The organism is uncultured Sulfuricurvum sp. (assembly GCF_937936435.1).
In the GTDB taxonomy this organism is placed as follows: domain Bacteria; phylum Campylobacterota; class Campylobacteria; order Campylobacterales; family Sulfurimonadaceae; genus Sulfuricurvum.
Window position 1 is genome coordinate 1 of the sequence record NZ_CALDDG010000143.1, and the last position, 20,511, is coordinate 20,511.

Below are 20,511 nucleotides of genomic sequence, written 5' to 3' on the forward strand. Positions count from 1 at the left end.
AACGTTGTACCGAATCGATTTGCCGTTTGGTTCCGGTGATCGTCACGACTGCGGCATCGCGGTTAACCAGAGTTTTATTGATGTTCGGATCATACTCTTCATCGACTTGCAAGATTTGTTGGATATGCTCGCGCATTTGATCCCAGAAGGTAAAGGTAGAGATAGCCCGTACATTGGTATAGTCCGTATTGGATCCGCTCCCGGAGTTGTTGGAATTTGAACCGGAAGAGCTGTAGTTGTTATTATTCGAAGAACTGCCGCTGTATCCGTTACTATTACTGGTTGCCGCACCCGTATTGGTTCCGGGCCCGACCGTAATCGATTTGGTCGATTCGGTAATCAGTTCGGACATATTGATATAGTCGATATTGAGATTGACTGTTTTATTGTAGGTAACCCGTACGACTCCTTTGGACGCGTCATAGGTATAAAAAAGATTGTGTTCGTCGAAGATGAACGCAAACAGCTCGGAGAGACTGAAATCTTGAATATTGACCATATCCAAAGGTTGAGACAAGCGTTGTTTCGCCCGTTGATCTTCAAAAATGACACTGATCTGACATGTCTGAGCGACGTCACGTACGAGATCCATCAGTGTCAGAGCCGATCCTCGGTTTTGGTAGGCACTTAGGCTGAACCGTTTGTTATCACACTCCTGCGCTTGAAGGAGAGTTGCGATAAGCAGTAGGAGTAAAAAGATTTTTTTCATGGAAGTTCCTTTGTCCCGAGTACGTGGCGGGTTGGGGTGACACTGATCATCGTGAGGCGGTTTTCATCTTTAAACCCGACGAAATTGTTTTGGATGTATGTGATCTCTTTATTGTTGACACGGTCTCCGATTTTGTACCATGCACCGTTGATATAGGCTTTATTGTTCATGATAGCACTGACGACTGTCGGAACGGGAGCTTCGGTAATCATCGGCGGAGGAGGAATCAGGCCGTTTGCAGATGATACGGTTTTAGCCGTTTTACGAAACGGGTCGTACATCTTGGCGTGTACGAATGGAGTCCAGGAAAGTAAGATAATGCTCAGGATTAACAAGGTTCGTCTCATAGAGAGACCCCCATATAGAGGATGACGGCTTTAAAGCGGGGTTTTTCTTCATCCGAGCTGATTTGGACGTTTTGAATCTGTATCAAGCCGTGTTGGCTTTCGATAAACGTTAGAAAATCGGCAATGGCGATAAAATTGCCGGTACCGGTAATTGTCAGAATTTTATATTCGCGCACTTTTCCGAAGAAGTTTTTGTCGCTTTCTTCGGATTCCATCATTTCGATCTTGAGTCCGAGACGGACCGAACGCTCTAATAACAGATCGAGCGTTTTAGCGTATTGGCGATTATCGAAAAGCATCTCTCCCGAAGCCGCCATTTGGAGTAAAAGCGCTTGCTTGTCTGTTTCGAGCGAAGCGGTTTTTCTCTCCTCTTTGACAATCATTTCGGCTGTTTGCACGATCTTGGATTTATACGCTTCCGGAGAATTTTCGTTTATTTGTCTAGAGAGTGCACTGTTTTGCTCGTCTAGCGTATTGAGTTCATCAACCGCATCGGAGAGGTAAAACATCCATCCCATCAAAATGATTCCCAACGCACTTCCGATAGATATCATCCACTGCTGAGCGGGAGTATATTTTTGTAACTGCTCGTCAAGATTTTCCATTTGAACTTCCAAAGTACTCATCGGGTCACCGTCACCAGACTGTTATAAAAACCGTTATCGAGTTTGATCTCGCGGGTTTGGACATCCTGATAGCCGCGGGTGTACATTCCCCGCATAAATTTGGCGATGTCGTCTCGTTTGCGGTCATCGGCGATGATGTGGAGATTCATGATTTTTGAACCGTTTTGTTCCATCAGCATCGTCCCAAGCCCGTAGCGGCCCAACTCCGAGGTAGCATCGAGCAGAAATTGTTGGCGGGAGGCATGCATGTCGCGCACGAGCGTTGCCGTCTCTTCGGCTCCGTGATAGAGAGAAATCTCTGTTTCGAGGGCTTCGCTTTTTGCCTGTTGAGTTTTAAGCTGTGCCGTATTATGTTTGAGGGTTGATGCGAGTTCGGTCGTCTTTTTTTTGAGTTCATCCAAATGAGCGCTGAGTGCATCGTATTCATTTTGCTTGGAGTATATCATTCCTCCGATTCCGATGGAGAGGAGAACGACAAGTGCCAAAGCACCTCCGACGATAAAGGTGAATCTGCCGCTTTCGCGCTGATACCACGGAGCTTTGCGCAGATATGGCGATAGGTTGAACCCTTTCTGCGGCGGGAGTGCAAAAAAGTCGGCACATAAGGCGTCATGGATGTTTCCGGGTGGGGTATTATCGCGTACAATCGGCAATATTGAAATCTCATTGATGCCGTAGGCATTAAAAATCCCTCCGATGCCCGGAATCGTTTTGCCTCCGAAATCAAGATAACAGTTGTCGATACCGCTAAGGCCGAAAAGACCCCGTTTGTGGTTGATCGTATGGACGATACGCTCAATGTTTTTTGCAATCCGTTCTTGAAGAAGGATATATTTGTTGAGTTCTTCAGGGAGGTAATTTTCTTCGATAAGCCCTTTGGTCGAGAGGAAGTTTTTAAGTTTGTTTAAATCCAATCCGGTTTCGACCGCTATAGAGGCAAGGGTTTCGATACTCCGGTGAGCGATATAACGTCCCTCTTGATAGATCGCGGCATAGGCCTCTTCGTCTCCCCAGTAGAGGAAGAGGTCATTTTGCAGCGGCAATGTTGGGTAAAGCGCTCCGTAAACCATAAAGCCCGGGACGATCGTATCGATGACGGGCGATTTGGTCAAAGACTCGGCAAAGTACTCATCGGCTTTTAGATGCGAGAGGGCGAATACTTCGACCAGAATGCTCTCTTCCGTCGCAATAGAATGACGGATAAAGTCGATGGTATACTCTTCGTCCGCACTTAGATTCCCCTCTTCGAACATTCGGATTTCCACTTGAATCCGAAGCTCTTCCTCGCTCAGGCGGTCGGGAAGTTTTAGAGTATGGGTACTGAGAAGAGAGATGGGAATAACGGCACCGGAACGAAGCGTTTTACACTCATTCGGTGAAGGTTGATTGAATACTCCGTTTAGGTACGTGCGGAGTTTATCATGTTCTACAAAAAGTACTTTTTGTTCTTCCATATCCCTGCTTACCACGTTTTTTTTATATGCGTTATATCGGCAAAATTAAAAAATAAAATTAGTTATTGCAAGGGATTATAGCATATCCCGTTCCGTTAAATAGGCGAATGGTGCTGTTTTTATCACTATTTTTAAAAGTTATGTTCATATCTGTTTGTATTAGCGTATTTAATGTTATAGAATTGCCCTCATGCGGACGGCCTATACCGTCAAAACAAAGAGTTGTGAGATTCGGATTAGTAGGGTAATCGATAGTAATGGTTGATCTGATAGTGTGAGTAGGCGTTGCATTATTGGAAAGAGCATTGGGCGTCAATGTAACGCAGCCGGAGGGGTCATACGCATCAAAACCGAGCGCGCGGTATCGGGCCTCTTTGAGCATTAGAAGGGTATATTGGGCATCCTGACGAGCGTAATCGGGACGGCTTAGATAAAAACCGATACCGCTGAGGACACCGATGAGGACAATGACAAAGATCAACTCGATTAATGAAAATGCATTTCTCATGGGTGTTGCAAACTCCTTCGTTCCAAGCGGATCGGATGGAGGACCTTGCTGTTATTGTTAGCTGATGTTACGATAATACGCATACTGATGATTCCGTTGGATTTTGCGTATTGGATCGATGTGTAAGGGACATTATTACAGCTGCTTCCGTCTGCGAGATAGTAGTGTTCGATAATGACGTTGGCATCAAATTTGCCGTCCGAAGAGTGTACGGTAAGGCCGGGAAAACAGCTTCCGTCGGTACGAGAGTAACCGCTGATTTCCAGCAAGGCGGCCTCTGTAGCGCTTTGGAGAAAAAGTTCCGCCTGCTCTCTCGTGTAGCTGTCGGCATAATGTTGTGCCCCCAAAGATGCGTAACGCATGGTGACGGTTACGATTCCTCCGATAAAGAGGATGATGAGCAGTACCTGCGGCAGTCCGAATGCGTGGCGCATTAGAACACAACCTTTTGTTTGGATAATCGTACGGGGTTGGCGGTCATTTTTCCAGCAGTAGCATTCATGTCTATTCCCAAACGAATTGTTCCATTGATGAGACGTGCGTTAAATGCATTTACATTAAGTGAAAGAATACTGATTTTTCCGTTTGCGCAAAAGTTTTCATTATTCCATGGACGGTAATCGTAGAAAAGTAACAGAGTATTATCATTTATATTAGTAGGGAGATTTGGACAGGATAAAGTTTTGACATCAGCTTTACGTGTCACTGCATAAGCGGTATCGACCAAATAGTATTTTTCATAAATAGTATCAATTGTAGTGGTATCGGCAAGTTGGATAAGATTATTATTAATAGAGTTTATTTTATAGGCTTCATTTGCTATACCATTTTCAAAACTACCTGCAAATATTAGCCCAAGATCGTTGATATTAAAGGTTCTATGCCATTTTGCACTTTGATTATTTTCAAAAGTAATTTTGAAAGTATTAGGAGTATAAAGTGTTTTTGTCGCACGATCAGTTTGTGAATTATCCAGATCAATAAATCCACTGTATGTACCTGCTAAATAGCTTTCACTTGCCGTACCGTACCATTGTAATATTGTTTTATTAGTTGTTGCTTCATCTAATAAAACACAATCTAAAGTATTAGTACATCCTTTGAGTGACATCGGTGCACGGTTATAGAGCATGAGACTAAGTTGATCTAGAGCACTTTGTGAATCAAGTGAGAGAGTAGTAAGAATTTTGGCTTTTTCACTTCGTAATGTAATCGCTTCGAATGCTTTAAACATTCCTATCGAGAGTATTCCGGTAATCGCAATAGTAATAATAATCTCTATAAGGGTATAAGCGTGACGACGCACTTTTACCATTCCTTATGGTTAATTTGAATATGGCCGATATTGTATGCAGTGTAATTTAAATCGACAATACAATTTTCTTTAGCCGGATCATAGAATTTATGAGCAATGTTATAGCCTATTTTAACCTGAATAGTTTTTGTATTCGTTGTTCCGGTTGTTGATCCAATTCCATTGTCAGGAGTATAGATTACCGTTGTACCGATAGTGTATTTAGGAGTATTGTCACATCCCCCTGTCGCTACGGTTATAGTTCCATTAAAGTCATCAATATCGTTATAATCATTCATCGCAATATTATCATGTCCTAATGAAGAAGCCGATAAAAGCAAACCATTGCCACTCAATCGGCAGTTTCGGCTTCCGATAAATCCGCCTAATCGGTAATAAGCTTCTATATTAGAGAGGTTGCAATCATAATTATTGTGATTTGTGACACTTAAAATTTGGTCATTGTCAGTATTTTTTTCATCCCATGGAAGATTAATAATTGAGCCGATTTTTGCCATAGCGTTGTACATTGCTTCTTCTTTAATAATTACCTTTGTACTTTGGTTCATCGACATAATAAGACGAGGAATGACGGTAAAAACGATCCCGATTATTACCATTGATAATATTAGTTCTATGAGGGTAAGTCCTTTTCTCATCGAAATACTTTAATTCCTTTTTGAATAGTATTATTGGCCGGCTCCATATCAAAGTCACTTCCCCCGAATACACCGCTGTTGACTCCTTTTGTCGTTTTTAACGTATCGGCGTTGGGGGTGTTGAAGTATCGATATAAGAAGCAAGGGTGCTGTTTGCATGTTGTGCCATTCGCATAGCTATAGGAGTTTTTTTGAGAATACCAAAGCCATGTCGGAATAGTGAGATGGATATATTTTGGATCGGTAATTTGATTAGGGTTGTTAATTTGAATAGATTGGATACCGTTTTGTGGAATTGGTGTTGAATCGATGCTAATTGTTGTTGAAGTGCCTGTTAGTGTTGATGTCGGAAAGTCATCGCCTGAAAGAATGGAACCGAAAATATTATCATCTTGATATGTATTACGGTACCAATGTAGAACATTTTGAGGCATTCCGCTCACATACCCGGTCGGTATGGTGCTGTAGACTTCAAATTCGATAGGATTCGGAGCAGAGGCTTCGTTGGTCGTAACATCATAGGCTCGAACACGACCGTAGATAAACGTTGCATCATCTGTAGGAATTCCTGTGCCGCTGGCATCAGCATCAGTAACAAGGACAGTATTAACAGTGAGATTAAAAGGATTAACGGGTTTTGTTTCGTTACGGTCAAAATTGAGTAAGACAGTGAGATTTGCCGTTCCGTTCGTATCGGTTCCAAAAATCGTTTTAGGAAGATTCATCAAATTAAAGGCAGTTGCGGAGGTTTCGACACTGCCTGAAGAAGATGTGTTGGTTTCAAAATAGATTAGTTTTGTTAAATTAGACGTCGGCGTGATTGATAAGGTATTGTAATCGATGGCATAGTATGTCGATTTTGCGTAACACTCCGTATTATAGTTTTTGGTAGTGGTGTTTGCATCACTTTTAGCGGTAATGATTAGTGCGAGTTGCGCGGACATATTTAGATCATTTGAAAGATAAGTAAAACCGTTTCCGGCATTGGATAAAGTAGCATTGACGTCAAAATGGTCTGGTATGATCGTAATATGACTTTGAAAACGTCCGATTGGTAAATCGGAGGCTTGGGTATAGTATCCTGCTATATCGGCATCGTCACAATCGATGTTGGCATACATTGATCCGCACGGCTTTTCTAGGTCAGAGATATTGATATCGAGTATTCCGACTTCACTGTATCGGGCAGTTAAAACTTTTGATCCGTCTATAAATGAAAAAAGATTAAGAGAAGGTGTCGATGTAAATGATCCCATTGTGCAAATCGGTTTTTGCTCAGCAATAGAGACATCAAAGCTGCCTCCGACAGTTTCATTATAGTCAAGTGACGGTATGCTGCTTGCATTGGGAGCGGAAAAAGTGATATTAAAATCTTTTCCGGCAACAGCAATAGGGGCATTGATCGCAAACGATGCGGGACGGATGGCGAAACGGTCACTGGAGAGAGTCGCGTTATCTTCGCTCCCGACGGTGAACGTACCGCTGAGGTCACTTTTTTTCCATGCGATTTTAGCCGCGGCATTTTTGGTGGCACTTAATGAGGCAAAAGTATATATTGTGCTTTGCAGAGGATTCCAAACGCTACAACTGCGGTCTCCAAGCTGATTGCCGGAAATAGTGTCGATGATTTGTACACAAACGGTGCCGTTAAAATCTTGTAAAGCGGTGTTGGAAGTATTGAGCGATGCGACACTCAGAGTAAACGGTTGATTGACGATTTTGGTCGAGATGTTACGGTCGCTTATGGTACGAAATGAATCCCACGCATCGAAAGAGTATCGTTTTGGAGTAGTAAATGCCCCTCCGATAACTCGAATATTATCGATCCAGCTACCTATAGAATCGTCTGATGCAGCCGGTTCTTCAAAAGTAAGAGTGTCTAATCCGGATGTCCCTACCACCTCAATCTGGGCCGTTTGCCATTTTGTCGTCAACCCATCTACACTGGCGATTTCGACACCGTTCCATTTTGCTATGATCCCTTCTTTATAAGAAGTGGACCGTTTCCGATAGTCAAATTGGATAATATATGTTTGATCTTCTGTCGTATCAAGAGTTTGCCAAATTTTATCGATATGATTACTGGCTCCGTCGAGTTCGACAAAAACGCTTCCGTCGCTCGCAGCAGGAGAAGTTGTATTTTCCCATGTTTCAATGCCATAGGCGACTTCCCAACCGCAAAGACCGCTACGTGAACGTGCAGTACCGCCGGCTACGTTATTGAAAGTAGCGATGATATTTGAATTACACAGAGTTTCAAAACTCGGATTGGCGATAAGATTCCCTCCGCTAGGGACGCAGCAGCATACTGCTGTTCGGGATGTACCGTCGTAATTAAGCCCTTGTTTCTCATTTGAGAGAATGGTTTCGATTTGTGTTTGTGATAGAGGAGTCGAAAAGACTTTTACTTCATCAATACTCCCTTTGAAGCGATTTCCTGTTTCTCCGCCATCGGGTTCTCCTCCTATGGTGGCAACACCGGTATCACTACCGCGGGAGGGATTGTCAATTGATGAGCTTTTTTGATTGATACGAGTACCGTCGGCGTTATAAAGATACAAATAACGCTTTAAATTTGCAATATCAGTAACAGCCGCTACAAAATACCATGTATTATTTTGTAAAACGGCATCTGAATCGATGATCCCCGAGTCGCTTTGACTTCGGTCGTAAAAGCGTATCGTGCCGCTTCCACCGTCTCCGACACTGATGGCATAACCGCCGCTATTGGATTGATCATCTTCAAAAATTCTCTGACCCGCTTTAGTGATATCCGTTGTTTTGAACCATGCCGTAATTGTCATATTTGACGTGAGATTTGGGAAGTTTGGTATTTCGACATATGAATCGTTATCAAAAGAAGATGGTGCATTTCCTATGATTCCGCTACTTAAAATCATGGTTTTCTTTTGGAGTGCGCCGTTATATCCATTTGAACTATTATCGAGAACTTCTCCTGTTGAGCCGTTCCAACTGCATTCATCCATCCGATAGTCGGCAATAGGTATCGATTTATCTAATGAACAGCTATTCATAGGATGATTGTCATATCTTGGAATATTGGGGATAGAATAGCTTCCGCTTCCTGACCAATCGCTCCAGTAATTTCCCGTCGTTCCATTGTCAAAGTTCGCATTATTCTCTCTTGAATAGGCACTATGAGAGTTGTTAATGAAACAGTTATGGTCGATTTGCGATCCTCGCCAAGCGGCAGTATCTAAAAGGTATAATCCATAATAGGATGTGTTTTTAATAATATTATTTTGTATTGTGACAGGATTAGAATAATCTTTTAAATAAATTCCGCGTGAGCCGCCGTCAATAGAGTTGTTATTGATGATCGTTCCACTTGAAGCTAGTCTCTTGCAATAGATGGCTTCATTACTTATATGTTTAAAAATAGAATTTTGAAGATTTAAGATATTGACTGTACCGTCAATCCAAATCCCGCTTCCCTTGGAAGAACTATCGCTGACTATGTCATCTATCGTGAGTGTATCAGCTTTAGTAGCTGTGATTGATGCTGCATTGGTTGTGGTCGTAGTAATCTTTGTATGGCTGATAGAATAATTTTGTGTACTGCCACCTAAATCTATCCCGCTGGATGCACATGTAAAGGTATTATAGGACTGATCTTGAGTTGTTATTGTAAGGGAATTTGTAGGACTTGCTGAGTAAAAACATTTACCGCTATTCGATGTTAAATCCATATCTTTAAATGTGACATTGCCAATTTGGTTGAAATACAATGCTTCATTTGCAGAAGAAATAAAGAGGTTTTGAAGTAGAGAATTTTGAAAATTGCCGTTAGAATGACTGATTCCTCTATTTTTGGTACTATTGATAGAAAGATTTTTGAGTGTGAAATTGGAAAGATAGCCAGTGATCAAAAAAATAGGATTAGTGCTACTTGAAGACTGGATAAGAACATCATTTCTATCTCCTGTAGTGGATTCTATTGTTCCATTAGTGAGTGCATTGGCCAGAAATATATTGTTTTCGTTATATGTTCCCGGACAAATTCGGATTGTATGCGAAGTATTATTCCAGTTGCTGCTAGCAGCATTTACAGCATTTTTTATATTATTATATAGGTGGTCACCGTTTTCACAGGCTGAATTTATATTTCCTGAATAATGAGTGTCGACTATGTAGATATCTGCTTGAAGATTTAAGATAAACAAGAGAGAAAGAAAAGCTGTTTTAAGACTAAAATTCATTTAATACTCCCTATTTTATCGAGTTCAAAGTTTTATTATAATGTTTTTTCCCATAATAACAGTAAAAGCCCTTTTTGCTATAATCACGCCACTCATTTGCTTTAGCAAGGGCAATGAGGAGAGAAATTTGTAAGGAGTTTCGTATGAAATATATATCCACGGGCAAATACCGCCCTTATCCTCAAGTCGATTTGCCAAACCGTGTTTGGCCGTCCAAAACCATCACGCACGCCCCGATCTGGTGCAGCGTCGATCTTCGCGACGGAAACCAGGCGTTGATCACCCCGATGAATTTGGATCAAAAACTTTCTCTTTTCAAACTCTTGCTGAAACTCGGATTTAAAAACATCGAGGTGGGATTTCCTTCCGCTTCCAAAGTCGAATTTGACTTTTTGCGTACCCTCGTAGAGCAAAAAATGATTCCCGATGACGTGACGGTACAGGTGCTGGTTCAGGCTCGGGAACATTTGATCGATAAAACGTTTGAAGCGCTCGCAGGGGTCAAAAAAGCGATCGTCCATTTGTACAACTCGACGTCGGTAGCCCAGCGTAAAATCGTCTTCGGAAAAGAGCAAGACGATATCATTGCGTTGGCACTCGAAGGTGTCGATATGGTTAAAGCCCGTGCGGAAAAACACGACGGCGAGATTATGCTCGAGTATTCTCCGGAGAGTTTTACGGGGACGGAGTTGGAATTTGCCGCCCGCATCTGTAACGCCGTAACCGATCGATGGGGGATCAGTGCGGAACGTAAAGTGGTGATCAATCTTCCGGCGACCGTCGAGATGGCGACACCGAACGTGTATGCCGATCAGATCGAGTGGATGAGCCGCCATTTGACGAATCGTGAGCACGTATTGATCTCGACCCACACTCATAATGACCGCGGTACGTCGGTTGCGGCAACGGAGCTTGCCTTGTTGGCGGGAGCCGATCGTGTCGAGGGGACGTTGCTCAGTAACGGTGAGCGTACTGGAAACGTCGATATCATCACATTGGCGCTCAACATGTACACGCAGGGGGTCGATCCGGAGTTGGATTTCAGCGATTTGGAAACCGTCGTTCGCGTCGTCGAAGAGTGTACCGATATGAAAACGCATGAGCGTCATCCGTACGTCGGAGAGCTTGTTTATACGGCGTTTTCGGGATCGCACCAAGACGCGATCAATAAAGGGTTGGCATATCAGCGTGCCAAAGAGGATGCGTTTTGGGAAGTACCGTATTTGCCGATCGATCCGCAGGATGTGGGGCGTAATTACGAAGGGATCATCCGTATCAATTCCCAATCGGGCAAAGGGGGAGTAGCCTATGTCCTCGAAGATAAATTTGAATATTCACTCCCGAAAAAAATGCATCCTGAAATCGGTGCAATTGTGCAGAAAGTGACCGATGAAGCGGGACGGGAACTCACCAGCGAAGAGATTTTGGCTATTTTTGAAAAGACCTATTTCGGCGAACCGCACGACATCGAGTTTGTCGATTATTCGGTTATCTCTGAGAGTGCGAAAGACAAGTTGGTAAAATGCGTCCTTGAATACACCCATAACGGTAAAATGATCCGAAGCGAAGGGCAGGGGAACGGTCCGATCGACGCATGCAAAAATGCGCTCAATCAGGAGTATTCGCACAATTTCAAAATTCTCTCGTATTCCGAACACTCACGCGGAGAACTCTCAAGTGCCGAGGCGGTCGCGTATATCGAGATTCAGACCGATGATTTGAAAAAATATTTCGGTGTCGGGCGTGATAATGACATTACCGTTGCTTCGATTAAAGCGATGTTTAGTGCCTTAAATAGAGCGTTTTCGTAACCTTTTACTTTAATTCCCGCTTAGGCGGGAGATCTTCTAATTCCTCTTTTACCCCAACTTCGCTATAATCGCGCAATTTTAGTGTATTGCGAGTAGTAGTATGATGGATGTCCGCGAAGCCTTTTTGGCCTTTTTCGAATCAAAAAAACACGAGCGTGCCGCGAGTTCCCCACTCGTTCCGGATGATGCGACGCTTCTTTTCACCAACGCGGGAATGGTTCCGTTTAAATCGATTTTTACCGGAGATATCCCTATCCCCGCCAACCCGAGAGCTACCAGTGCCCAAACCTGCGTCCGTGCCGGAGGAAAACATAACGATCTTGAAAATGTCGGTCACACGGCACGTCACCACACGTTTTTCGAGATGCTCGGAAACTTCAGTTTCGGTGATTATTTCAAAGAAGAAGCGATTGCCTATGCGTGGGAGTTCGTTACCGAAGTGATGAAACTGCCGAAAGAAAAACTTTGGGTTACTGTCCACGAAAGCGACGACGAAGCCGAAGAGATATGGAAAAAACACATTGCCGCGGACCGCATCATGCGTCTAGGCGACAAAGACAATTTCTGGCAGATGGGAGATACCGGACCGTGCGGACCGTGTTCGGAAATCTTCATCGACCAGGGTGCCGAACACTTCAACGGCCCGGAAGACTACATGGGGGGAGACGGAGATCGGTTTTTGGAAATCTGGAACCTCGTTTTCATGCAGTATGAACGTAATGCCAAAGGGGAACTCAGAGCGCTTCCGAAACCTTCCATCGATACTGGTATGGGATTGGAGCGTGCGACCGCGGTGCTCGAGGGGGCTTTGAGCAACTACGACAGTTCGCTTTTTATGCCGATTATCCGTAAAGTCGAAGCGTTGATCGGCAAACCGTACGTCTACGCGAGCGGTGCATCGTACCGCGTTATCGCCGATCATATCCGTACCGTAACGTTCCTTCTGGCTCAGGGGACAAACTTTTCTAACGAAGGGCGAGGTTATGTATTGCGCCGTATCTTGCGTCGTGCCGTGCGTCACGGATACCTGCTTGGATTTACCAAACCGTTTATGTACGAAGTAGCCGACACTGTTGCGGAACTAATGGGCAAACAATACCCTTACATCGTTGAAAAACTGAATGTCGTGAAAGAACAGATCATGCTCGAAGAAGAGCGTTTTTTCAAAACAATCGCATCGGGTATCGAGCTTTTCAACGAAGAGCTCAAAAATACCAAAGAGATTTTCAGCGGAGAAGTGGCGTTTAAACTTTACGATACGTTCGGATTCCCGCTGGATTTGACCGAAGATATGCTCCGCGAAAAAAATATGTCGCTTGATTCGGAGACGTTTGAATTGTTGATGAAAGAGCAGCGTGAGCGGGCGAAAGCGGCATGGAAAGGTTCGGGAGATGCGGCAGTAGAGGGGGACTTTAAAACCCTTCTCGAGACTTTCGGAGTCAATACTTTCATCGGATATGCATACACCAAAGCACCGGTCAAGGTTCAGGCGCTTTTGGGAGAAAATTTTGAGCGGGTCGAGACGTTGCATGCGCATCAAAGCGGATGGGTTCTTCTCGAAGAGACGCCGTTTTATGCCGAAAGCGGCGGACAATGCGGTGACAGCGGTGTTTTGGGAACCAAAGCAGTTGTCACCGATACGAAAAAATTCCACGGTTTGAACCTTTCACACATCGAGACCAAAGCGGGCCTAAGCGTCGGTGAGACGGTCGATGCTATCGTCGATCCTTCGCGTAACGAGATCGCGAAACATCACTCGGCTACGCACTTATTGCATGCTGCATTGTATGAGATTTTAGGCGAACATATCTCTCAAGCGGGTTCATTGGTCGAGCATAATCGTCTCCGTTTCGACTTCTCCCATCCTAAAGCGATGTCTCACGAAGAGATTGCTTTAGTCGAAGAGAGGGTGAACTACCATATTTTCCACGCGTTGGAAGGGATGACGAGAGAGATGAGCATCGATGAAGCGAAAAAAAGCGGTGCTAAAGCACAGTTCGGTGAAAAATACGGCGACGTAGTCCGTGTCGTCAATTTCGGTACGGCGTCAGTCGAGTTTTGCGGAGGAATCCACGTCGATAATACCTCCTCTATCGGAACATTCATCATTACCAAAGAGAGCGGAGTGAGTGCGGGAGTGCGTCGTATCGAAGCGGTATGCGGCAATGCGGCATACAATCTTTTCAAATCTCAGCGTCATCTCCTCGAAGAGGTGGAAACATCGGTCAAAAACCGTGACGTCCTTGCAGGGATCGATAGACTCAAAGAACAGGTTAAAACATTGAAAGCAGAGATGTCGGCATTGGCATCCTCTGCCAAAGAAGAGCTTGCCGTCACTATGATGGGCAACACGGCTGTCGTTGTTGCCGAACTGGGTGCCGGAGATATCAAAGAGCGGATCGATGAGCTCAAAAATCAGCACGATTCGGTAGCGGTGATCCTCTTCCAGATTAAAGACGATAAGGTCTTACTCGCGGCAGGAGCTAAAAATACGGCTGTCAAAGCGGGTGACTGGATCAAATTGGTTGCACCGATCCTCGGCGGTGGAGGGGGCGGACGTCCCGACTTCGCCCAAGCCGGAGGAAAAGATGTGACGAAAATCGCCGAAGCGAAAGCGGCGGCACTGGAGTACGTTACGAAGGAACTTGCACAATGAAAGAGTTTTTAATCGAAACATTTGCTCATCACCGGACGTTAATCGTCTTTTTGCATGTTATCAGTGCCGTGACATGGGTCGGAGGGATGATTGCGATCCGTTTTGCGACCCATCAGTCTTTGGCGATGATTACCGATCCGAAGCTTCGTTTGGAGCGTGCGGCACATACGCTCAAACGTCTCTTTACGATTGTCACGCCGTTTGTGATTATCCTGATCGTGACGGCAGTTATCATGGCAGTCGGTCTGGGCTTTCGGGCGGCGGCTCTCGATGCTTCGGGTAATGTCATCGACGCGTATGCGATGAGCTTATACAACACGGTCCATATTAAAGAGGCTATTTGGCTCATTATGGCCGTGAATCTCGGAGCTATGATGTTCCGTCGTAATAAAGCCGAAAAAGCGCTTCAACAGGGGGACATCGAGACGGCGAAAGCATCTTTGGGTCTCATCGCGAAATACATGGTGCCTGTCAATATCGTATTGGGCGTCATTGCCATCTATATCGGTGTGTTTTTACGGGGCGCCTACGCATAAATGTTGCGTCTTGCCTCTGCCTCCATCACCCGCGCAGAACTTCTCCGCTCAGCGGGAATCCCTTTTATCCAAGAATCGATCGATTTTGACGAAGACGCGATTATCGCCGACTCTCCCAAAAATTTTGTCTATCAGGCTACTCTGGGAAAATACCGCCTCAATCTGGAAAAATTCGGATGTGAAGACTATCCTCTTTTGGTGGCTGACACGGTAGTGACCGCACACGGAAAAATACTGCGCAAAGCGAAAGACGAAGCGGATGCTAGGATGATTTTGCAAACTCAGAGCGGTTCGGACGTCTCCATTATCACCTGCATGATCTATAAAACACCGCGCTTGGAACTGCTGGATATCTCTTCGACACGCTATTTTTTCGATCCGTTCGATTCGGATGCGCTGGAGCGTTATCTCGAGAGCGGTGAATGGCGCGGTAAAGCGGGGGCGTGTATGGTCGAAGGATTTTGCAAGTCGTATATCCGTGAAGTACGGGGATTTGAGAGTACGGCGATGGGACTCAGTGTCGAAGTACTCCAAACATTCAGATAAAGGAGAAGGGATGAGAATCGGTTTATTGTTCTTGATCGGGGTGTTGATGGCCGGATGTACAAAAACACCGGTTACAAACCGATCGCAGTTTATCCTTCTCTCCTCTCAAGAAGAGATGAGTATGGGGGCTACCGAAGCGAAAAAGGTAGTGGAAACGTCGAAAGTCAGCACTGATAAAGCACTCCAGGCGCGTATCAAAAGAATCGGCGAACGAATCGCGGCGGTGAGCGGACATTCGGAATATTCATGGGAATTTACCGTCATTGAAGATGATACGCTGAATGCTTTTTGTCTTCCGGGCGGAAAAGTTTTTTTCTACACGGGAATTTTAAAGGTAACCGAAAACGACGATCAGATCGCGACCGTGATGGGGCATGAAATCGCCCATGCTCTGGCACGCCACGGTGCAGAGCGTCTTTCGATGCAGACCGCCAGCAACGTCGGTGCGCAGGTACTGGCGGCTGCCCTTAACGTCCCTTCGCAATACCAAACGCTCTATTCTCAGGCCTATGGGGTGACCTCTCAGGTAGGATTGATTCTTCCCTACAGCCGAAAATTCGAAAATGAAGCGGATCAAATCGGGGTATACCTGATGTGGAAAGCGGGATACAATCCGCAGCAGGCATTGAAATTTTGGGAAAAAATGGCGGCACTCTCTAAAAACTCCCAAAAAACACCGGCTTTCTTATCGACCCATCCTGCGGATGCAGATAGGATCAATGCGATAAAAGCCTATATTCCGCAACTGCCTGCACAACGATGAGTCATTTATACGAAAGTGAGCTCAATGCGCTCAAACGTTCGGGACGCTACCGAGAACGCAAGCTCATTGATCCCGAGCTGATCGACGCGGCGTCGAACGATTATTTGGGATTGGCGCACAACCCGCATTTACATGCAAAGGCATGCGAGACACTATCGCATTACGACGAGCATGCGCCGAAAGCTTCGATGCTGGTAAACGGTTATCATCCGATCCATGCGGCGTTTGAAAAAGCGCTCTGCGATGCGAACGGCTTTGAGGCTGGGATCGTGATGGGGAGCGGATTTAATGCGAATGTCGGGTTGATCGAAGCGCTGGTCCGCAAAGGGGATCTGCTGTTGATGGACGAAGAGTACCATGCCAGCGGCATCGCAGGTGCGCGGATGTGTGAGGGGGAGGTCGTTTTTTTCACCCATAACGATCCCGAGTCTCTGAAAGAGGGACTTTCGCGCGCCGGAGGGCGCCGCACGATTGTCGCAGTAGAGGGGATCTATTCGATGGGCGGCGACCGTTTGGACCGTGATATCATCGAGCTTGCCATGGCACACGGAGCTCTTTTGATTCTAGACGAAGCGCACAGCAGCGGTGTGATCGGCGAACACTTGATGGGAATACTCGATTATTACGATATCCCTCCTACGCCGCTGATGATAAAAATGGGGACGCTAGGGAAAGCGTACGGTAGTTTCGGTGCCTATGTACTCTCATCGCAACATATCAGCGACTATCTGATCAACCGGGCCAAAAATGTGATTTACGCGACCGCTCCGTCTCTGTACGATACGGCATTGGCCCATCATGCGCTGGAGTACATTCAAACCCATGTCCAGGAGCTTAAAGCGTCGATTTCTCTGCGTCAATCGATCGTCCGCGAAGTACTTGGGATCGAGTGTGCAGGGTTAATCGTACCGATCGAGATCGGAGACAACCGCCAAGTGATGCAATGGCAAACATGGTTTCGGGAAAATCTGGGAATGCAGGTGGGCGCAATCCGCCAACCGACGGTCAAGAGGGCGATCATCCGTCTGATAATACGCTTGGATATCGAGGAGAGCGTTTTGCGCAGTGCGTGTGAGCGATTTAGAGCGATTTGGGTAAAATAGCACGATGAATATCATCTCTATCGACCGACTCACCATCACTCATGCGGACCGTACGGTGGTCGATATCGATTTTGATATCCGCCGCTCTTTGGCGCTTGTCGGACAAAGCGGAAGCGGAAAGTCGTTGACTCTGAAAGCGCTTTTGGGACTTTTGGAACCGTCGTTGGAGGTTGTACTCGAAAAACGGGCTGATTTTGAGTTCAGTGCGGGAAAAACGATCGCATTGGTTCCCCAAAATCCGTTTACGGCACTTTCACCGCTGACACGGATTAAAGATCAGATGTTTATAACGAAAGAACGTTCTTCTGAACTGTTCGATCTTTTGGGATTGGATACGGGATTGTTAAAACGTTTTCCTCCTGAACTCTCGGGAGGACAGCTGCAACGGGTCGTCGTCGCTATAGCACTGGGTTCCGATCCGAAACTATTATTGCTGGATGAACCGACGACGGCACTCGATCCGACATCAAAAGAGGTTATGATTACGTTGTTAAAAAGTTTACAGGAGAAGATGGGTTTTTCGATATTGTTCGTCACGCACGACATGGGCATCGCGGCTTCGCTCTGTGAAGAGATTTGTGTGATTAACGAAGGGAAAGTCGTCGAAAAAGGCTTGACCGCAGACGTGCTTCGAGACCCGAAAGAAGAGTACACGCGGCGTTTGATCGAAGCAGAGTTTAAAACCAGAGAATTTCGCAATTGAATCATTATATAATTCGGTTAACGTACCTTCAAGGACAAAAATGAAAAAATATTTATGGATAATGTTAGGGATCATCGTCGTGATTCCTGTGGGTTTTTTGGGGTACATCATATACTCTTTCGAATATGAGACGCAGAGACTGATCAATTATCAACCCCGCCTGACAACGGAAGTATATGACCGAAACGGAAACAAGATCGCCAATCTTTTCAGCGATGAGCACCGTTACTACGTATCGTATGCCAATATCCCTCCCCGTTTGATCGAAGCATTGCTGGCGATCGAAGATACAACCTTTTTTGAACATCACGGGGTTAATCCGGATGCGATTATGCGGGCGATCATCAAAGACGTCACTGCCGGAAAACTGAAAGAGGGAGCCAGTACGATCACGCAGCAGCTGGTCAAAAATACCCTTCTGACCCGTGAGAAAAAACTTTCCCGCAAATTCAAAGAGGTTCTTTATGCCATCCGTATCGAACAGGAGTTGACGAAAGAGCAGATTTTGGAACGCTATTTCAATGAGATTTATCTCGGACACGGTTACTACGGGATCAAAACGGCAGCAGACGGCTATTTTCGCAAACCGCTCAAAGAGTTGAGTCTTAAAGAGATGGCGATGCTTGTAGGGCTTCCGAAAGCACCGAATTTTTATTCACCGACGAAAAACTATGAACTCTGTCTCGGACGTGCGAACCGTGTTATCGGCCGGATGTTTGAGCTAGGCTGGATCGATCAAGCGACGTATGACAAAGCGACTCAGGAACGTCCGAAGGTGTACAACGATACGTTGAGCAAAAATTCAGGGCCCTATGTTATCGACGAAGTTATGCGTCAGCTCGGAGATGCGTTTCCCGATATCCGCAGCGGCGGATACAAGATTTATACGACGATTGATATGAGATTGCAAGAATCTGGATATAAAGCGCTTCAATCAGGACGTGAAGAGATTATAAAACGGGCTCAGGAAGCGGGTGCACTGGATGAGAACATCCAAAAAGAGCTTAATGGTGCCTTGATCAGTCTCGATCCGTATACGGGTGAAGTATTGGCTATGGTCGGAGGATACGATTATTCTTTGAGCCCGTTTAACCGTGTAACACAGGCGAAACGGCAACCCGGATCGGCGTTCAAACCGTTTTTGTATCAGGTAGCGCTTGACAGCGGGATGTCTCCCGCTTCTCTGGTACCGGATATCGCACGTACCTACTCGTATGGCGGAGAAGACGGAGAAGAGAAGGTCTGGCAGCCTAAAAACTATAAAAATGAGTACAAAGGGATGGTTACGATCCGTGATGCTCTAACCCATTCGCGTAACCTTGCGACGATCAATATGGTAAGCGATATCGGCTTCGGCAAAATCACCGGTGGGCTCCGAAAATACGGAATCGTTGAGAATCTTCCGCCTGATTTATCGATTGCACTGGGAACGATCTCTTTGTCACCGTTTGAATTGGCGAAATACTATACGATGTTTGCGAGCGGAGGGGCATTGACCAATCCTATTTTGATTCGTCAGGTCATTACGCCCAAAGGGGAGACGATCCGCTATGAAAACAAAAGCCGCCAGGTCAATACCCCTGAACAGATCTACCTGATGACGTCGATCTTGCAAGATGTCGTCCGCCACGGTACCGGAACCAATGCCCGTGTAGCAGGGATCGAGATCGCCGGAAAAACGGGAACGACCAATAAAAACGTCGATGCATGGTTTGCGGGATACTCTCCGAGCGTCGAGACGATCGTCTGGTTCGGGCATGATAACAATACGCCGATGCGCCGAAGCGAGACCGGAGGACGCGCTGCCGCTCCGGTATTTCGATATTTTTACGAAGATCTTTTGCGTATTTATCCAAATACGAAACGTACTTTTGATGTTCCGGCCGGTGTTTACCGCGCTCCGACGGATGATGCGAACGATACGGAAGCCTTTACCGATACCTCTACCGCACCGGATGCGACGCAGGAAAATGCACCGAAAACGGAAGAAAAGTTACTTTTCTAACGTCTCTTTTTGGTTGCCTGAGAGAGATAAAACCATATGCTTCCGCCGATAAGAATCAAAGCGATCGGAGCGAGATAGGGTTTTCCGGCAACCAGTTTATACCCCTCGATAAGTACACCGCCGAAGAGATAGCTTCCCCCTCCGACGACGATTGCCCAAATCAATGCGCCTAAAGCATTGTAAGCGCTGAATTTCCAAAAATCGTATTTGGTCAATCCCACCGCCAGAGGAACGAGAGTTTTAAGGCCGTAGATGAATTTTTTCATGATGATGATCCACGAACCGTGACGTTTAAGGAGGAGATGAGAGAAAGCGAGCTTGCGGCGATGTTTTTTAAAATATTCCATCATCTCACGTTTGTGGTAACGGGACATATACAAAAGGAGCGAGTCTCCGATAAAATTTGCGGCAAAGGCAATCGCGATAGCGATGCTTAAATCCATTTTACCCATAAAACTGAGTACTCCGGCTCCGATGAGCGCAACCATGCCGCCGCCGAGCGAATAGAGAAAAACGACCGCGTAACCGTACGTCGAGAGGTTGTTGAGCATATCATCCATAGTAATGTGTA

General features: G+C 45.6%; 18 protein-coding genes and 1 pseudogene. 8 read left to right on the plus strand and 11 right to left on the minus strand.

Annotated elements, in window-relative coordinates; translation table 11 throughout:
* The 10 genes and pseudogenes from Q0389_RS13395 to Q0389_RS13560 all read right to left on the minus strand — a co-directional run.
* The coding region (locus Q0389_RS13395; RefSeq protein ID WP_298695002.1) for a secretin N-terminal domain-containing protein at window positions 1-709 on the minus strand (709 nt) is incomplete at its 3' end.
* Window positions 706-1,056: a hypothetical protein gene (locus Q0389_RS13400; RefSeq protein WP_298695003.1), complete on the minus strand. Its 351-nt coding sequence runs from the start codon at window positions 1,054-1,056 to the stop codon at window positions 706-708. The genes Q0389_RS13400 and Q0389_RS13395, both read right to left, overlap by 4 nt.
* Window positions 1,053-1,682: a hypothetical protein gene (locus Q0389_RS13405; RefSeq protein ID WP_298695004.1), complete on the minus strand. Its 630-nt coding sequence runs from the start codon at window positions 1,680-1,682 to the stop codon at window positions 1,053-1,055. Before Q0389_RS13405 ends, Q0389_RS13400 begins: the two co-directional genes overlap by 4 nt.
* A complete protein-coding gene (locus Q0389_RS13410) occupies window positions 1,679-3,136 on the minus strand; it encodes a hypothetical protein (protein ID WP_298695005.1) in 1,458 nt (485 codons plus the stop codon). Before Q0389_RS13410 ends, Q0389_RS13405 begins: the two co-directional genes overlap by 4 nt.
* Before the next feature lie 58 nt (window positions 3,137-3,194).
* Complete coding sequence (locus Q0389_RS13415) at window positions 3,195-3,644, minus strand: type II secretion system protein (RefSeq protein WP_298695007.1); 450 nt, start codon at window positions 3,642-3,644, stop codon at window positions 3,195-3,197.
* Window positions 3,641-4,078 carry a hypothetical protein gene (locus Q0389_RS13420; protein ID WP_298695010.1) on the minus strand — a complete coding sequence of 146 codons (438 nt, stop codon included), beginning with the start codon at window positions 4,076-4,078 and terminating at the stop codon, window positions 3,641-3,643. The genes Q0389_RS13415 and Q0389_RS13420 overlap by 4 nt, the downstream gene beginning before the upstream one ends.
* Entirely contained in the window at window positions 4,078-4,950 is an 873-nt protein-coding gene (locus tag Q0389_RS13425; RefSeq protein ID WP_298695012.1) for a prepilin-type N-terminal cleavage/methylation domain-containing protein, read from the minus strand. Before Q0389_RS13425 ends, Q0389_RS13420 begins: the two co-directional genes overlap by 1 nt.
* A gap of 2 nt (window positions 4,951-4,952) precedes the next feature.
* Entirely contained in the window at window positions 4,953-5,597 is a 645-nt protein-coding gene (locus Q0389_RS13430; RefSeq protein ID WP_298695014.1) for a type II secretion system protein, read from the minus strand.
* The gene (locus tag Q0389_RS13435; RefSeq protein WP_298695017.1) at window positions 5,594-8,632 is read right to left on the minus strand and encodes a LamG-like jellyroll fold domain-containing protein; all 3,039 of its coding nucleotides are present in this window, start codon (window positions 8,630-8,632) and stop codon (window positions 5,594-5,596) included. The genes Q0389_RS13430 and Q0389_RS13435 overlap by 4 nt, the downstream gene beginning before the upstream one ends.
* 96 nt (window positions 8,633-8,728) lie before the next feature.
* Window positions 8,729-9,817, minus strand: a pseudogene (locus tag Q0389_RS13560) (right-handed parallel beta-helix repeat-containing protein); the annotation flags it as partial.
* A 143-nt stretch (window positions 9,818-9,960) separates the two neighbouring features.
* Between Q0389_RS13560 and leuA the strand changes: the two are divergent.
* The 8 genes from leuA to Q0389_RS13475 all read left to right on the plus strand — a co-directional run bounded on the left by leuA (window position 9,961) and on the right by Q0389_RS13475 (window position 19,940).
* Window positions 9,961-11,628, plus strand: coding sequence for a 2-isopropylmalate synthase (gene leuA / locus Q0389_RS13440; protein WP_298695019.1), 1,668 nt, complete (start codon window positions 9,961-9,963; stop codon window positions 11,626-11,628).
* Between the two features lie 103 nt (window positions 11,629-11,731).
* A complete protein-coding gene (alaS, locus tag Q0389_RS13445) occupies window positions 11,732-14,284 on the plus strand; it encodes an alanine--tRNA ligase (RefSeq protein ID WP_298695058.1) in 2,553 nt (850 codons plus the stop codon).
* Entirely contained in the window at window positions 14,281-14,820 is a 540-nt protein-coding gene (locus Q0389_RS13450) for a hypothetical protein (RefSeq protein WP_298695021.1), read from the plus strand. Before alaS ends, Q0389_RS13450 begins: the two co-directional genes overlap by 4 nt.
* Entirely contained in the window at window positions 14,821-15,366 is a 546-nt protein-coding gene (maf, locus tag Q0389_RS13455) for a septum formation inhibitor Maf (protein WP_298695023.1), read from the plus strand.
* Window positions 15,367-15,376: 10 nt separating this feature from the next.
* A complete protein-coding gene (locus tag Q0389_RS13460) occupies window positions 15,377-16,129 on the plus strand; it encodes a M48 family metallopeptidase (RefSeq protein ID WP_298695025.1) in 753 nt (250 codons plus the stop codon).
* On the plus strand, window positions 16,126-17,232 hold the full coding sequence (locus tag Q0389_RS13465; RefSeq protein WP_298695027.1) for a pyridoxal phosphate-dependent aminotransferase family protein: 1,107 nt from the start codon (window positions 16,126-16,128) through the stop codon (window positions 17,230-17,232). The genes Q0389_RS13460 and Q0389_RS13465 overlap by 4 nt, the downstream gene beginning before the upstream one ends.
* 4 nt (window positions 17,233-17,236) lie before the next feature.
* Window positions 17,237-17,935 (plus strand): ATP-binding cassette domain-containing protein, encoded by a 699-nt coding sequence (locus Q0389_RS13470; RefSeq protein ID WP_298695029.1) that lies wholly within the window; start codon window positions 17,237-17,239, stop codon window positions 17,933-17,935.
* 40 nt (window positions 17,936-17,975) lie between these two features.
* Window positions 17,976-19,940, plus strand: coding sequence for a penicillin-binding protein 1A (locus tag Q0389_RS13475; protein WP_298695031.1), 1,965 nt, complete (start codon window positions 17,976-17,978; stop codon window positions 19,938-19,940).
* Here Q0389_RS13475 and Q0389_RS13480 read toward each other — a convergent pair.
* Window positions 19,937-20,500 carry a DedA family protein gene (locus tag Q0389_RS13480; RefSeq protein WP_298695033.1) on the minus strand — a complete coding sequence of 188 codons (564 nt, stop codon included), beginning with the start codon at window positions 20,498-20,500 and terminating at the stop codon, window positions 19,937-19,939. The genes Q0389_RS13475 and Q0389_RS13480 overlap by 4 nt on opposite strands.
* Window positions 20,501-20,511 lie beyond the last annotated feature (11 nt).